This window comes from Bacteroides cellulosilyticus, from assembly GCF_020091405.1.
Classification (GTDB): domain Bacteria; phylum Bacteroidota; class Bacteroidia; order Bacteroidales; family Bacteroidaceae; genus Bacteroides.
Genome location: NZ_CP081903.1, coordinates 5,760,880 through 5,778,052, shown reverse-complemented (window position 1 = coordinate 5,778,052; position 17,173 = coordinate 5,760,880). Strand labels below are relative to the sequence as shown.

The window sequence follows — 17,173 nt, the reverse complement described above, 5'->3', positions numbered from 1 at the left end:
AAATAGAAAAGAATGAAAAAGTTATATCTGTCCTTAGCTTTTTTGTCGGCTTTCACTTTCCGGGTCTCTGCACAATTGCAGGGCCTGGATGTGGTGAAGGTTCCGGAGGCACAGCAGCCTTATTCGGGAGAGTATGTCTATATTCCCGACGTAGAGGGATACAAAACCTTGAAGTGTGATTTCCATACTCACACCATCTTCTCTGACGGAGATGTGAAACCTGAAAACCGGGTGTGGGAAGGTGCTATCTGCGGATTGGATGTGATTGCTATAACTGATCACATAGAGTATCGTCCGAACAAGTTTATCACAGCCGATCATAATGAGTCCTACAAAAGAGCGAAGACTGTGGAAAACAGTTCTAATCTGGTTGTGATTCCGGGTGCTGAGATAACCCGTTCCAAACCACTGGGGCATATCAATGCTCTTTTCCTGAAAGATGCGAACGCTTTGGATGTAGAAGATCCGTTGGTGGCCATAGACAATGCCTTGGAACAGGGGGCCTTCATCATGTGGAATCATCCGGGTTGGCCGAATGATACGAGTACTATCTATAAAGTCCATAAGGATTTGATTAACCAAAAGAAGATACATGGTGTGGAGCTGGTGAACGGCTTTGAGTATTATCCGAAAGCATTCAACTATTGTAAGGAGTATAATCTGACGTATATGGGTAATACCGATATCCACGGTGTGTATAAACAGACCTATCGGACTGACAAACAGTATGGTCCGATGACTATAATCTTTGCCAGGAAACGTTCGCACGAAGGCGTGAAAGAAGCATTGTTTGCCGGACGTTCCGTTGTGAAGTTCGGGGATATTCTGATTGGTTCGGAAAAGAATCTGACAGCTTTGGTAAAGGCGTGTCTGGCATACGAGGTGAAGGAGGTGAGTGGTAACCAGGCACTGGTGAAGGTAGTGAATAAGTCGACACTGAACTTTGAAATCTTACTGGATAATAAGGCAGGTACTATTTTAGGAAATGCTACAGTAGAATTCAAGGTTCGCTTGAATGATAAGGTAAAGTTCACTAACACTTATATTACGGATAACAGCCAGTTGGTGATTGATGTGGCGTCTTTGCGATAGAACTCTATTTTTAATTTTAAAACCAATAGTACTATGAAGAAAAGAATTTTGTGTTTTGTAATAGTTGTATGTACGTTCATTATTGTTCGTGCTGAGGGTGCCGATTCACTGGCGTTAACTCCTCCTATGGGGTGGAATAGCTGGAATTGCTTTAGCTGTGATGTCAATGAGCAACAGATACGGGATATGGCAGACCTGATTGTGGCAAACGGGATGAAAGATGCCGGTTATACTTATGTAAATGTTGATGATTGCTGGCAGGTGGGCCGTGATGCAGATGGGAATATCGTGGTCGACTCGGTACGTTTCCCTTCCGGCATAAAGGCGCTGGCGGATTATATACATTCCAAAGGACTGAAGTTCGGTATCTATTCCTGTGCTGGTTCGCTGACTTGTGCCGGACGTCCGGGAAGCCGTGGATACCAGTTTCAGGATGCCCGGACTTATGCGGAATGGGGAGTTGATTTCCTGAAATATGACTGGTGTTTTGATGAGGCTCAAAGTCCTCAGGGAGCTTATCGTACTATGCGTGATGCTTTGAAAGCCAGCGGCCGTCCCATTGTATTCTCTATTTGCGAATGGGGGAGCAGCAAACCGTGGACGTGGGCAAAGGGTGTCGGCCATTTGTGGAGAACTACGGGCGATATTATCAATGCCTTTAAAGGTACGGTGCACTGGGGAGGATGTAGTGTGGTAGACATCATTGATAAGAATGCAGACTTATATCCTTATGCCGGTCCGGGACATTGGAATGATCCTGATATGCTGCAAGTAGGTAATGGAGTACTCACTCCCGAAGAGAATCGTTCACATTTTACCATGTGGTGTATGTTGGCTGCTCCACTGCTGGCAGGAAATGATTTGCGGACCATGGATAAGGAAACACAGGCTATCCTGATGAATAAAGACGTGATAGCTGTGAATCAGGATAAGTTGGGTATACAAGGACGTCGTTACATGAAAATAGAACAACATGAAATCTGGGTAAAACAGTTGTCTAATGGAGAAGCTGCTGTGTGCTTTTTCAATCGTGATGAGCAGCCATGGACATTTGAGTATAAATTTGGAAAGGACAAATCTCATCTTCACTTTGCAGATATCAGACTTTGGGAATTGGAATATGATGTATGCGATATCTGGAACAAGAATAAATATCTCGGAACTTCCAGTGATAATCTGAGTTTCAAGATTCCTGCGCATGGTGTTGTCTTGGTTAAGTTGACTCCTAAAAACAAAAAATAAAATAGATAAACTTATTGTCATGAAAAGATTTTTATTTAGCGTAATATGTGCGCTTACGGTTATTGCCGGATTTGCCCAGGAACCAATCGCGATAAAACATGGTCCGTATCTTCAGAATCTGAAGGAAACGGAAACTACTATTGTATGGATGGCTAATAAAGCTTCTGTTGGTTGGGTGGAAGTGGCACCGGATGATGGTACAAGCTATTACCGTTTTGAACGAACCAAGTTTTTTGATTCTACGAATGGGGTGAAGAATGTTTCGGAATTGCATGCAGTTCGTATCACCGGTCTCAAGCCCGGTACCAGCTATCGTTATCGTATTTACTCCCAGGAAGTTTTGGAGCGTAAAGGAGAAGAAATCATTTATGGAAATGTGGCTGCTCCCAGTATTTATGATCGTCGCACTCTGAAGTTCACGACAAATGACCGCAATAAGCCGACGACTTCTTTTATCATGCTGAACGACATTCATGGCAATACAGATTATATCCCGAAACTGTTGGACATTGCCGGCTACAAAGAAATGGATATGATTATTTACAACGGTGACATGATGAACTGGCTGATGGATGAAGAAGACCTGTTCAAAGGTTTTATGGATATCACCATTGAACTGTTTGCTACAAAGAAACCGATGTATTACGCTCGTGGAAATCATGAGACACGTGGTTTGTTTGCAACTTCCTTCCAGCACTATTTCTCTCCTAAGGAACCTCATCTGTACTTCCTGTTGCGTCAAGGTCCGGTCTGTTTCATTTTTCTGGATACAGGCGAGGACAAACCCGACTCGGATATAGAGTATCATGGTATAACGGATTATGACAATTACCGTACGGAACAAGCCAAGTGGCTTTCCGAAGCCGTAAAGTCGCAGGATTTTCTGGATGCGAAGTTTAAGGTGGTTATTGCCCATATGCCTCCTCTTCCCGATGAAGACTTATGGCATGGACAGGCGGAAGTTGCGGAGAAATTTGTTCCTATATTGAATGAAGGCGGAGTAGACGTGATGCTTTGTGGACATTTACACCAGTACTTTAATAATAAACCGACGGAAAAAGTGCGTTTCCCGGTTATTGATAATTCCAGTAATACGGTGTTGAAAGGCGTGGTGCAGGAAGATAAACTGTATCTGGAAATAAAGAATATGAATGGAGATATAGTAGATAAAATATATATAAATCATTGAATATGGAATGTTTGTCTAAAAGATTATTTAGTTTCCTGCTATTTCTGCTAACCTGTGGAGCAATAATGGCTGAAAGTATCACTTCACCGGATGGTAATCTCCGTCTGAACTTTTCTGTGAATGTTCAAGGAGAACCGTTATATGAACTCTTTTATAAAGGTAAGGCTGTGGTGAAACCTTCCAAATTAGGTTTGGAATTAAAGGATGATCCGGGTTTGATGGATAACTTTACATTGATTGATGCTGCTACCTCGACATTTGATGAGACCTGGAAACCTGTATGGGGAGAGGTTCGGCAAATCCGTAATCATTATAATGAGCTGGTGGTGACTCTAAGTCAGAAAAGCCAGAACCGGAATATGATTATCCGCTTCCGGCTCTATGATGACGGTTTGGGATTTCGTTATGAATTTCCGTTGCAGAGAAATCTGAATTATTTCATTGTAAAAGAAGAACATACCCAGTTTGCCATGACCGGTGACCATACTGCTTTCTGGATACCGGGCGACTATGATACGCAAGAGTATGATTACACCGAGTCCAGATTATCCGAGATCCGTGGTCTGGTGAAAGGAGCTGTGACAGTCAATGCTTCACAAATGGTATTTTCGCCTACAGGAGTCCAGACATCTTTGCAGATGAAGACGGACGACGGTTTATATATCAACCTGCATGAGGCAGCTTTGGTGGATTATTCTTGTATGCATCTTAATCTGGATGATAAGAATCTGGTTTTTGAATCGTGGCTGACACCGGATGTTCTGGGCAATAAAGCCTATATGCAGGCTCCTTCCAAAACTCCTTGGCGTACCATTATTGTAAGCGATGATGCGTGTGATATTCTGGCTTCCAAGCTGACCCTGAATCTGAATGAACCTTGCGCCTATGACGATGTGTCCTGGATTAAGCCGGTGAAGTATATCGGTGTGTGGTGGGAGATGATTACGGGTATGAAGTCATGGAGCTATACGGATGAACTGCTTGCCATGAGGTTTGGAGAAAATGATTATACGAAGATTAAACCGAACGGCCGCCATGCCGCCAATAATGAGAATGTGAAAAGATATATTGACTTTGCCGCCGAACATGGTCTTGACCAGGTACTGGTAGAGGGCTGGAATGAAGGCTGGGAGAGTTGGGGAGGAAGTTCAAGGGACTTTGTTTTCGACTTTGTTACGCCATATCCTGATTTTGATGTGAAGATGCTGAATGCTTATGCGCAAAGTAAAGGGGTAAAGCTGATGATGCATCATGAAACTTCTGCCTCCGTCCGTAATTACGAGCGCTATTTGGACAAGGCTTATCAGTTTATGGTAGATAATGGATACAACTCGGTGAAGAGCGGCTATGTCGGCGATATTATTCCTCGTGGTGAACATCATTACGGACAGTGGATGAACAATCATTATCTGTATGCTGTGAAAAAAGCAGCCGAATATAAGATTTGTGTGAATGCCCACGAAGCGGTGCGTCCTACTGGTTTGTGCCGTACTTATCCGAATTTGATGGGTAATGAATCCGCACGCGGCACAGAGTTCGAACCCTATGACGGAAACAAGCCGTTCCATACCACGTTGCTGCCTTTTACCCGTTTGATTGGCGGGCCAATGGATTATACTCCCGGTATTTTTGATATCTGCCTGACGTTTTTGAACCGTGAGAATCATGGTCAGATTCATACGACCCTGGCCAAGCAATTGGCTTTGTATGTCACTCTTTACAGCCCGTTGCAAATGGCGGCTGACTTGCCGGAAAGTTATGAACGTCATTTGGATGCTTTCCAATTCATTAAAGATGTTGCCGTTGATTGGGACGACAGTAGGTATCTTGAAGCCGAACCGGGTGATTACATAACCGTAGCTCGTAAGGCTAAAGGTACAGACAACTGGTTTGTAGGTGGCATTACAGATGAAAATGCCCGTGTCTCTACTTTTACCCTCGACTTTCTGGAACCGGGAAAAGAATATGTGGCAACGCTGTATACTGATGGCAAAGATACTGATTATGAAAAGAATCCTACTGCATATCAGATAAAGAAGGGGATGGTAACCGGTAAAACTAAAATGTCTGTGAAACTGGCACGCAGTGGTGGTTTTGCGTTGAGCCTGATTGAGGCTACACAGGCGGATAAGAAGCGGTAAAGAAATGGAAATGAAAATGAAAATAGGAATTATTCTATGCGTTGATCTATAATAGTTTATTAAAAGAAATCTCCTTTCTCAATCATCATAGCAATGCGAGAAAGGAGATTCCTTTTTTGTCAGTTCGACAACTCCGGATTCGCCGCAATCGCCTCTCTCGGAATCTGAATCGTATAGCGTTGGTCATCCTGTTCCAGCACATAAGTTCCTCCTTTGAGGACTTTCTCGATGCGTGGGCGGGTTGTACGGCGCAGGTCGAACCAACGGTGTCCTTCGAAAGCGAGTTCACGTTTACGTTCGTTCAGGATTTCCTCTATCAATACCTCTTTAGCCATGGCATTGACGGCGGTAGCTTTGGCTGCGTATGCCTCCGGTGTATAGCGTTTCTGCATTAACTCCAGCAGCCGGGTACGTGCCTGGGGCAGTTTGTCCGATTGTGCTGCTGCTTCTGCCGAATTCAGATACATTTCACCTACGCGGAAGGAACAACGGAAATCATCTCTTCCACTCTTCTGGCTGAAACGATAACCATTTTTGTCAGCTGGTTTAAAGTAGGCATTCAGTCGCAAATCTCCTTCTCCGTATGAAGATGCTAAAGCTTCGGACAGAGCCGCTGCCTGAGTGTAGTTGGAACTCATGCCGCGTTCCAAGGCTGTGATATTCTCTACAGACTGATAGTGGTTTGGCAGCATAAAGGCTTCGTCATTGAAATCTTCCAGACTATTTTTCTCGGCAAGAACAACCTCGGCAGCTTTGTATGCATCATCCCATTGTCCCATATATAATAATACGCGGGCACGCAGAGCTTTTACAGATAGGGTTGTGAAGCGATAAGAGAATTTTTGCTCCCAGGCATCCTTATTAATCAGCTTCTCTGCTTCATTGATATCCGAAAGTACAGCCTCGTAAATCTGTGCAACGGTATTTTTCTTCAGAATTTCGTTGATATCGCTGTTCAGCTTCAGTGGCACTGCTTTCGTTTCTAACGCTCCCGGACGGGTATAAGGCTGTCCGTAGAGATTTACCAACAGGAAATGCATGTATGCACGGAGCAGATAACATTCACCGATTAATTGGTCGATGTCCTCTTCGCTTCCTTCATTGATTGAGTTCCGCTCTTCTATGGTATAGTTTGCGGTGAACATGATACTATAAAAGTTCTTCCATTCAAAGGAAGTAGTCTGTCCCGGAGCACTGAAGTCATCCCAACATTCTATTTTACCGTAACGGTCCTGTTCCCAACTATCATCTTTTACATACAGTTCATCAGAACGGAAGCAGGCGAGTCCTCTGGCATCGGGAACGTTTTTATAAGCTGTGGCAATCAACGCTCTGTACTCAGCTAAGGTCTGGGGTATCACTTTTCCCGTAGGCTGGATATCCAACATATCGCAAGCAGTCAGCAATACTACACTGCTCATCAATAACATGATATATATCTTTCTCATTGTTGTTACTCTCTATAAAATTAAAAAATCAAGTTCAGGCTTAAGGTCACGGACTTGGGAGCCGGTGTTGCATAAGCATTGGACATGGTTTCCGGATCGAGATAGTTTTTGTAGCTTGAGCCGAATACCAATAAGTTGCGTCCCTCTATGGCAACTGTGGCGGAAGTCATTCCCAACGTGCGGCTGAAGTTAGTAGGCAATGTATAGCCCAACCGAATATTTTGTAATCTCACATAGTTCAGGTCTCTGATCCAAATATCCAGGTTACGGTATATTTCATTCTGATTTGAATACCACATATATTCGTCCAGACGTTCGTTCTGACTCAGCAGAACCGGAAAGATCGTTTCCGTATTTTCCGGAGTCCAACGATTCAGGATATCACGGTTCGTGTTACGTCCTTTGTCGAAATCAACGATAGAGTAGGTGGGTTGACTACGTACCTTTCCACCGAAGTCGAAGCTGAAGTTGACACCCAGTTCAAAAGCCTTGTAGGTGAAAGTATTATTGAAACCGCCTGTATAAGGGCAGTCGGCAGTACCGACATACGTGTAAAGTTCACGACGCTCGCGGGCTGTCAGGTCGGTTGCTCCGAATCCCCATTCCTGAAGTTTAAAGAATTCCATGGCCGATACGGCTTTTCCGTCTTTGTCTTGGAACATCGGATAACCTTCTTCATCCAGCCCGGCTGTTTTCAAGGCAAACAAGGCTCCTACGGGATAACCTTCACGTCCCGGTTCCAAGGCATCTTCGCGCAGTGCTTCTTTCAGTACCTTATTGTTGTTGTATGCGAAGTTGAAGTTAGTGGTCCACATAAAATTCTTGGTGTGGACATTGCGTGTGCTGAGAGCGACCTCGACACCTTGATTTCGCATGCTGGCCCAGTTGACGGTCAGCATTTCGAAACCTGTTTCCAGCGGTAACATCTGGGTTCCGATCAAATCTACACCTTTTCTGTAGTAGTAGTCCACACTCAGGTTGATAGCCTGATTCAATACAGCAAAATCAAATCCTGCATTTACCGAATGGGTTTTCTCCCAGCGCAGTTTTTTGTTCGGTGCACCGGAAACGTCAATCATATCTTCTGAACCTCCCGGCAGGATATTCTCAATTCTGTAATTTCCCAAAAGGAAAGGAGAGGTGTTCTTGTCAATGTTTCCCTGCAAACCGTATGATGCACGGACTACTAGGTTGTCTATCCATTTGGCACTTGCCATAAAAGGTTCTTGGGAAATGCGCCACAAACCACTGACTGAATATAATGGCAGATAGCGGTACTTCTTGTCTACACCGAAAAGGTCGGAACCGTCGAAACGGATACTTCCGCCCAATGTATAGCGGTTCAATAAAGAATAAGACAGGGTTGAGAAAGCGGACACATAGGCGTTCTCCACATGGCCCTTCTCATGTAACTTGAATGCCTGGCTCTCTTCCGGGAATATAATAGGCTTTGTTGTCAGCGTTTTGCGGTCAAATCCATAACCGGCACTGTATAGCTTTTCTTCCCATGTCTTCCGGATTTCTGTTCCTACCATTACTTCGAACTCATGGATGTCGTTGTAGGTATCGCGATATTCTCCCATCGCTTTCCAAGTGAGTTGGGACAATGAATTTTCGTTGGCCTTATGGAATCCTCCCGCGGGTAGGTAAGTTACACCATTGCTGCGGTGATTCTTTTTTTCCTTACGCATGGCAAAAGATTCTTCGTCGGCAATCTTCTCGATGGAAGTCTTATCGAGTTGCAGTCCGAGTTGGGTAGTAAACTTGAACCGATCGTCAAAACGCAACTCTGCATCGAAGATAGAGGAAAGCCCGTTGATGGTGGTTTCGTTAGTGGTGTTTCTTTGTTCTTCAAACGGATTATAGCCAAAGTCCATATCCACATCATTCTCCACGTCGATGTCGTAATTGTAGTTACCATTGGCATCATATGGCGTGAAGTAAGGGTTAGCCAGACGAGAATAGAATATCGGATTGGTTAAACCATCCGAATCCGGCAGATAACTTGAATTCTTACGGCGGTTGGCAAACATAGAGGCACCTACTTTCAGAATGCTGTTCACTTTATAACTGGTCTTCATCACTAAGTTCAGACGTTCGGCAGATACATTCGGAACGTTACCATTCTCTTTCATATATCCGAAAGAAGTATAGTAAGTTGCCTTTTCACTACCACCGGAAAGAGACAGGTTATACTCTTGTGTGAATGCGTCGCGGAAGAGGATATCACTCCAGTCTGTGTTTGTTGCCTTCAGTTTATTTATTGCGCTTTGAGCATTGGATGACAAGGCGTTCCAACCTCCGTCTTTGAAATTGTTGAGTTCTCCCAACCCGGAGATAATGCGGTATACCTCGCCTTTGGTTTCCCTGTATGGATAACCGGATGCCAGTAAGTCAAGTTCCAGACCTACTTTCTCTTCTGAGTTCAACAGGTTCAAACGGTCTATATTCAACTTTGGAGAATAGGTCAGTTTAGTGGAGAAGTTAATAACCGGTTTGCCCACTTTACCTTTCTTGGTAGTAATCACGATTACACCATTGGCGGCACGGGCACCGTAAATGGCAGTTGCGGCAGCGTCTTTCAGAACGGTGATATTATCGATGTCGGCAGGATTCAGACCGGCAATAGCGGTTTGACCTATGTTATCGATGTCTTTCAATACTTCCATATTGGGAATGTTCGTTCCTTCCAATGGAATACCGTCCAGCACCCACAAAGGGTCCTGCGTACCATTCAGAGAGGATGTACCGCGAATACGGATTTTGGCAGGAGCACCCGGAGTACCGGAAATGTTGCTTACGGAAAGTCCGGCAATCTGTCCGGCCAATGCTTGGTCTATACTCTTGGTTGCACCCATCATCTGGTCCGAGATATCGATCTTTGATACGGCGGCCGTCAACTTACGGCGTTCCACAGTTTGATATCCCGTCACAACTACCGCATCGAGCATGTGGGCGGAAGGTTGGAGAGTGATATCATATTTATTCTTGCCCGGTATGAGCTTTACTTCCAGTACATCATAGCCGACATAACTACAATAAAAACGGGTAACTCCCTCCGGAATGGAGATGGAGAATTGACCGTCAATATTAGTAATGACACCAATGGTGGACTGATTATTCCCAACTTTCTTCAAATCATCGGCTGTCACATAGACAGAAGCGCCGATGAGAGGCAGATTATCCTCAGAAGAGATGACTACACCCTCTACCTGCCGGTTTGCGGCAAGGGCGTACGTGAACGTTCCTATTAGTAATAGGAATGCGACAGATAAGCGTCTTTTCATCCGTTAAAATAATAAAATTAATACTTAAATTGAAAACTGGTTTTTAGCTACAAGCTATAAGCTACGAGTTGCTACGCTATCATGCCGAAAGGTACTTGTAGCCTGTAGCTTGTAGCTCGTAACTAAATTTAGCGCATAGCGCTAAATTTAAAGTCCTAATGCCGTGTTAATACGGAGAATCATGTCTTTATAATGATATTTGGTTGCCACATCTGATGTTCCCAGGCGACTTTGAAGCAGATCCTTGATCCGCAACAGTTCACCTCGCTTCACGGAAATGGCATCTGAGATGCGGTTCAGTTGAGAGCCGTAGAAGTTCAATTCGCGACGGGCACCCATCCGGTCTGCATCCAACGAGCGATGAGCATGTTCATCACAACTGCAAAGCGGTAACTGGTTATCCAGCAGGAAATGATTGTCCATTAACTTCTTGTTGATTTTTACTCCTTCGCTTTCGGCAGCGGCTGTAATCAAGGCATCCAGGAAGTTTTTCTGCAAGGTGCGTGTCATGACGTCAGGCAATGCTCCCCGTTCCGTTGTGGCAAAAATGCTGCGATGTAAACCATCCATCAGTTCTACGGCAGTAAAAGCCTTTTTACCATTTACCGCTTCGTTTTCAAGCATACGTACCAGGCGGTTGTTGGATAAAAGATCCCACAGAATATAGGACTGGGCATTCTTCAATATCTGCGTCGGTGCATTTTCTACAACACCCAGCGGAGTGTTACGAAGCAGATAGGTATATTCACCTACTTCTGTGTCGAATAACCACTTCGGATAAGTCAGCACTTCATCCAGCAAAAACTTCAGGGCAGCTTGTTGCTTTTCTTTTTCTACAAAAGTATAAGTCTTCTGTCCGTCACCCACAATTGTATTTTCTATATAGATACCACCGATGTTGGCGAGTACATGATACAGATAGTTATTCCATTGATTGATTACGGCATAGTATAAGCGGGAAGCTTCTTCATAAGTCTGTCCTTTTTCTCCGGTCGTCGTCCATTTTATAATTTCGGGAACGATCCGCTTCAGGTTTGCAATACCATATTGGGAAGAACGTACAGCATCATCACCCAGATCTTCGTTCTGTGCACGGGGATCTACGGCATCACGCACATCCTGCGCTTCGCTGTATTTATACAGACGGTCGGTATGGCGGCTCAGGAAATCATAAAGTAAATCCTTTTCTTCTTCCGGATTTTCTTTTCCATACCAACGGTAACCGTATTCGATGGCAAAGATATCGTAAGGACCGATATGCGGTGAAAGAGCGGTTATTCCGTCACCGGGTTGTGCCACGTAGTTGAAACGGGCATAATCCATGATGGAAGAAGAGGTCGAATTCATCCGGTCGGTGAATGACTTGGAGCGTAAGGAATCGGTGGGGAATGCCCATGATCCCATCATATTGTGGCGTAACCCTAAAGAGTGACCTACTTCGTGGCAGGCTACAAAACGCATGGCGTCTCCCATCAGTTCATCGGATAACTTGATGCCGCGGGCTTCCGGGCGTACAGTACCTGTTTGTACGGTAATCCATTCCTGAAGCATATTCAGTACATTGTGCCACCACATGATATCCGCTTCCAGGATTTCCCCTGATCGGGGGTCCAGAATAGACGGTCCCATAGCGTTTGCTTTGGTGGAGGCTGCATAGGTCAGTACGGAGTAATTCACATCATCCATATCTACCGTCATGCTGTCGGTGATCTCTTTAGCGATAATGGCATTTTTGAATCCGGCACGTTCAAATGCCACTTGCCAGTCTTCAATACCTTGTTTGATATACTTACGCCAACGATACGGAGTAGAGTTTTCTATATAAAATACAATCGGTTTAGCCGGTTCTACCAATTCGCCACGCAGATAACGTTCGCGGTCTTCCGATTTAGGCTCCAGACGCCAGCGGGTAATGAACTGTTGCTTGCTGACCCGTTGTTGTCCGTCGCTATAGCTGAGCAAAGGATTGGTAAAATAGCCTACACGGGCATTATCCAGTCTACCGGTCATAGGTGTTTCCGGCAGTAGCATCAGTGAAGAACTAACTTCAACGGTTACGTAGACGGAAGTTGTTCCTTCGGTCACTTTCGTTGTCAGCTCGGACGTGGCCACTACATTATTCTCGAATGCTTTGATGGAAAGAATACGCGAAAGATTTTTGATGGAAGACGTTCCCAGATTAATATTGGTAAATACGTTGTTGATACTCGTCTCCGTTCCATCATAAATATCATTCACCTTGATAACCATCGTCGTAGAGTCATTATTGAATGCCTCAATCTTGAAGCCGGCTATCAATGGCGAGATGTAGTTGTCACGTACTGACTGGCTGATTGCGTCTCCGGCAGGAGCGAGGGGGAGAGGGCGGCTTTGACGGATAAGCAACTTATTCGTAGCCTTATCCTGTTCGAAGCGTACCATTTGGTTTTCATAATTCGTACCACGGTTCACTCCGGCCTCGTTTAGTTCGGAAGGAACGCGTTGGAGCTTGTTCACTACCAACATATCCCTGCCCAGTAAGTTCGCCGGTACCTCAAAATAATAGTCGTTCTTTTTCTGGTACACATTGAACATACCACGGTGAATGATGCTACCGTCTCCGGTCAGTTTCTCGTACTCGTTTTTGGATTTAACACTGTCGTTTGGTTCACTCTTCTTTTTCTTTCGGAACCATCCCATAGAATCGGGTGTAGAATCTACAGCATACGCCATCACAGGTTCACACATCAAGGCGCCTGTAGCCACTGTAGTTAGCAGAATTGTTTTTAGTCTCATCAGTTATATCAATTATCATCAGGTTACCTATTCTACTCATAGAATTAAGTATCGGCAAAGATAGTAAAACTATCTATGCTACCAGATGAATGGGGTTAGTTTTGACGTTTTTTCTTTTATAACGCAAAGAATCTTTCAATTATAAAAAAACAGTATCAGTTAAAGCGTATTAGTTACGAGCTACGGGCTACAAGCTACAAGTAGCTGCGCTATGTTCCGAAAGGCACTTGTAGCTTGTAGCCCGTAGCTCGTAACTGATTCGTCAGTTTAGTCAAACAAACTCTTGAACTTCTTGAAAATCTTTTCCTTAATCGAAGTATTGGGCTTGAAGTTATCCGAGCTTTCCATTTCTTCAAGTGCTTTTTTCTCGTCTTTGTTAAGCGTTTCCGGTACATATACGCTGACATTTACCAATAAATCTCCCGTACCGTATCCGTTTACACTTGGCAGACCTTTTCCGCGTAGGCGGAGCACTTTGCCCGGCTGTGTACCCGATTCGATCTTTACTTTCACCTTTCCGTCAATGGTTGGTATTTCTACCGCACCACCTAAAGCGGCTGTCGGGAAGCTGAGAAGCAGGTTGTAAATCAAGTCATTTTCGTCGCGAATCAGTTCTTTGTCTTGTTCCTCTTCTACAAGAATCAGCAAGTCGCCCGGAACGCCGTTGTGTTTTCCGGCATTTCCTTTGCCGCCCATAGAAAGCTGCATGCCTTCCATTACGCCTTTAGGAATATTTACGCTTACCACTTCTTCGCCGTAAACGATACCTTCTCCGGCACATACCTTACACTTATTCTTGATGATTTTACCTTCACCGCCACAAGTCGGACAGGTGGCACGTGTCTGCATCGTGCCAAGAATTGTCTGTTGGTTACGGATTACCGTACCGCTACCTTTACAGGTCGAGCAGGTTTCCGAACCACCGTTACCCTCAGCCCCTGAACCGTGACAGTGATCACATGCAACGTACTTTTTCAGTTTGAATTTCTTTTCTACTCCGGTAGAAATCTCTTTCAGATTCAGTTTTACTTTTACGCGCAAATCCGAACCACGGAAACGCGGGCGTTGTGAACTTCCGCTTCCGAATCCGCCTCCGAAACCACTGAATCCGCCTCCGAAGCCACCGCCACGTCCACCGAAAATATCTCCGAACATAGAGAAGATATCATCCATAGACATGCCCTCGCTGAAACCGCCGAACGGTCCACCGTTTCCGGCAGCGCCACTCATTCCGGCATGACCGAACTGGTCATAACGGGCACGCTTGTCCGCATTGCTTAGTACATCGTAGGCTTCTGCCGCTTCTTTGAATTTTTCTTCCGCCACTTTGTCACCCGGGTTCTTGTCAGGATGATATTGAATGGCTTTTTTGCGGTAGGCTTTCTTAATTTCTTCTACCGATGCTGTCTTTTCGACTTCCAGTACTTCGTAGTAATCTCTTTTTTCCATATATATTATGTTATTCTCCTACCACCACTTTGGCATGGCGGATTACTTTGTCGTTTAGCGTGTAGCCGGTCTGTACGCAATCCAGAATTTTTCCCTTCAAGGATTTGTCCGGTGCAGGGATAACGGCAATTGCTTCGTGAAAATCGGTGTCAAGAGGTTTGTCTTTGGTCTCAATCACCTTCACACCGTCCTGTCCCAATACAGACATGAACTTATTATAAATCAATTCCACTCCTTCTTTCACGGCTGCTACGTCTGTGGCAGTTTCCATGTTTTTCAGAGCGCGTTCGAAGTCGTCTACAATAGGAAGAATGCTGCTGATGGTTTTTTCGGCACCGTTCAGAATCAGCTCGGCCTTTTCCTTCATGGTACGTTTGCGGTAGTTGTCAAACTCGGCGGAGAGGCGCAGATATTTATCTTTCTGCTCTTCTATCACTTTGTTTGCTTCTTCTAGTTCCTGGGCAAGCTTTTCCTCTTCTGCCGGAGCTGCACTGTCCTGTGCGTCCTCCTCTTGAATTTCTTCATTTTCCGTGGCTTCATCCTGCGTAGCTTCGGACATTAACTCTTCTTCGTTGATGTTTTCTTTTTCTTTCGGGTCCATATTTCTATTCTTATTATACTTGTAAAAAGGATTTGTTTTCATTGCTGTCAAGGGTTTAAGTTAGTATATCGCTCTACTAACAAAAACTTTGCCAAATAGGCAGCATTTGTCTAAAACGCCGCAAAGGTAATACTTTTATGTCAGATTGACAGCGCATTTCTACGAGTATTCATGGAAAAATGCCTATCTTTGCACCCTGTGGTGAATAAAAAAGCGACTCATTCGTATAAATTGTAAATCGATAAATAGTAAATAAATCAATGATTACAGTCTCTAATGTTTCCGTACAGTTTGGAAAAAGGGTGTTATTTAATGATGTAAACCTGAAGTTTACAAGTGGAAACTGCTATGGTATTATCGGTGCCAATGGTGCCGGAAAATCTACCTTCTTGCGTGCTATATCCGGTGATTTGGACCCTACGACCGGTTCTATTATGTTAGGTCCGGGTGAACGCCTCTCCGTATTAAGTCAGGACCACTTTAAGTGGGATGCACTTACGGTAATGGATACCGTGATGATGGGGCATACTGTTTTGTGGGATATCATGAAACAGCGAGAAGTGCTTTATGCCAAAGAAGATTTCACGGATGAGGACGGTTTGAAGGTTTCCGAATTGGAAGAAAGATTTGCGGAACTGGACGGCTGGAATGCAGAAAGCGATGCGGCGGCTTTGTTGAGCGGTCTGGGCATTAAAGAAGATAAGCATTATGTGCTGATGGGTGACCTCAGCGGTAAGGAGAAGGTACGTGTGATGCTGGCACAGGCTTTGTTCGGTAATCCGGATAACTTGTTGCTGGATGAGCCTACCAATGACCTGGATATGGAAACCGTGATGTGGCTGGAAGATTATCTGGCTAATTTTGAACATACGGTGTTGGTTGTGAGTCACGACCGTCACTTCCTCGACTCTGTCTGTACGCACACGGTAGACATTGACTATGGTAAGATTAACCTGTTTGCCGGTAACTATAGTTTCTGGTATGAATCAAGCCAGTTAGCTCTGCGTCAGCAACAGAACCAGAAGGCTAAGGCAGAAGAGAAGAAGAAAGAGTTGGAAGAATTTATTCGCCGTTTCAGTGCCAATGTGGCGAAGAGCAAGCAGACTACCAGCCGTAAGAAGATGTTGGAGAAACTGAATGTGGAAGAAATCAAGCCTTCTTCGCGTAAGTATCCGGGCATTATCTTTACTCCCGAGCGCGAACCGGGTAACCAGATTCTGGAAGTTTCCGGACTGACCAAGACTTTGGAAGACGGCACTGTGCTTTTCCGCGATGTAAACTTCAATATAGAGAAAGGGGATAAGGTGGTATTCCTTTCCCGCGATCCCCGTGCCATGACTTCATTGTTCGAGATTATAAATGAAGAAATGAAGCCGGATGCAGGAACTTTCAGTTGGGGTGTCACTATTACTACGGCATACTTGCCGCTGGATAATACTCAATATTTCAATACGGATCTGAATCTGGTGGACTGGTTGAGCCAGTTTGGTGAAGGAAATGAAGTTTATATGAAGAGTTTCCTGGGTCGTATGCTGTTCTCCGGTGAAGAGGTTTTGAAGAAAGCAAGTGTGCTGTCGGGAGGTGAAAAGATGCGTTGTATGATTGCCCGTATGCAGTTGCGCAATGCCAACTGTCTGATTTTAGATACTCCTACCAATCATCTTGATTTGGAGTCCATCCAGGCATTCAATAATAACTTGAAGACGTATAGAGGTAATATCCTGTTCTCTTCTCATGACCACGAGTTCATACAGACCGTTGCCAACCGTATTATTGAGCTGACTCCGAACGGTATTATTGATAAGATGATGGAATATGACGAATACATCACTTCTGACCATATTAAGGAATTAAGAGCTAAGATGTACAGTTAAGCTACGAGTGACGAGCTACAAGCTACGAGTTGCTGCGCTATTATGCCGAAAGGTACTTGTAGCTCGTAGCTTATC

Annotated in this window: 9 protein-coding genes and 1 pseudogene; 5 read left to right on the top strand and 5 right to left on the bottom strand. The window is 44.6% G+C overall.

Annotated elements, in window-relative coordinates:
• The first annotated feature begins 12 nt into the window (after positions 1–12).
• The 4 genes and pseudogenes from K6V21_RS22170 (at position 13) to K6V21_RS22155 (ending at position 5,678) form a co-directional block, all read left to right on the top strand.
• Positions 13–1,092, top strand: coding sequence for a PHP domain-containing protein (locus K6V21_RS22170; RefSeq protein ID WP_224319893.1), 1,080 nt, complete (start codon positions 13–15; stop codon positions 1,090–1,092).
• Positions 1,093–1,125: 33 nt separating this feature from the next.
• A complete protein-coding gene (locus K6V21_RS22165) occupies positions 1,126–2,334 on the top strand; it encodes a glycoside hydrolase family 27 protein (protein WP_224319892.1) in 1,209 nt (402 codons plus the stop codon).
• A gap of 19 nt (positions 2,335–2,353) precedes the next feature.
• On the top strand, positions 2,354–3,523 hold the full coding sequence (locus tag K6V21_RS22160; RefSeq protein WP_224319891.1) for an FN3 domain-containing metallophosphoesterase family protein: 1,170 nt from the start codon (positions 2,354–2,356) through the stop codon (positions 3,521–3,523).
• 2 nt (positions 3,524–3,525) lie between these two features.
• A pseudogene (locus K6V21_RS22155) lies at positions 3,526–5,678 on the top strand (glycoside hydrolase family 97 protein).
• A 105-nt stretch (positions 5,679–5,783) separates the two neighbouring features.
• Here the strand turns inward: K6V21_RS22155 and K6V21_RS22150 are convergent.
• The 5 genes from K6V21_RS22150 to K6V21_RS22130 form a co-directional block, all read right to left on the bottom strand.
• Complete coding sequence (locus tag K6V21_RS22150; RefSeq protein WP_224319890.1) at positions 5,784–7,112, bottom strand: RagB/SusD family nutrient uptake outer membrane protein; 1,329 nt, start codon at positions 7,110–7,112, stop codon at positions 5,784–5,786.
• Positions 7,113–7,132: 20 nt separating this feature from the next.
• Positions 7,133–10,399 (bottom strand): SusC/RagA family TonB-linked outer membrane protein, encoded by a 3,267-nt coding sequence (locus tag K6V21_RS22145; RefSeq protein ID WP_224319889.1) that lies wholly within the window; start codon positions 10,397–10,399, stop codon positions 7,133–7,135.
• Positions 10,400–10,546: 147 nt separating this feature from the next.
• Complete coding sequence (locus tag K6V21_RS22140) at positions 10,547–13,174, bottom strand: zinc-dependent metalloprotease (protein ID WP_224319888.1); 2,628 nt, start codon at positions 13,172–13,174, stop codon at positions 10,547–10,549.
• 267 nt (positions 13,175–13,441) lie between these two features.
• Entirely contained in the window at positions 13,442–14,623 is a 1,182-nt protein-coding gene (dnaJ, locus tag K6V21_RS22135; protein WP_224319887.1) for a molecular chaperone DnaJ, read from the bottom strand.
• A gap of 10 nt (positions 14,624–14,633) precedes the next feature.
• On the bottom strand, positions 14,634–15,266 hold the full coding sequence (locus K6V21_RS22130; protein WP_044270446.1) for a nucleotide exchange factor GrpE: 633 nt from the start codon (positions 15,264–15,266) through the stop codon (positions 14,634–14,636).
• Positions 15,267–15,484: 218 nt separating this feature from the next.
• On the opposite strand from K6V21_RS22130, the gene K6V21_RS22125 reads away from it, so the two are divergent.
• Entirely contained in the window at positions 15,485–17,098 is a 1,614-nt protein-coding gene (locus K6V21_RS22125) for an ABC-F family ATP-binding cassette domain-containing protein (RefSeq protein WP_217713594.1), read from the top strand.
• The last annotated feature ends 75 nt before the right edge of the window (positions 17,099–17,173 follow it).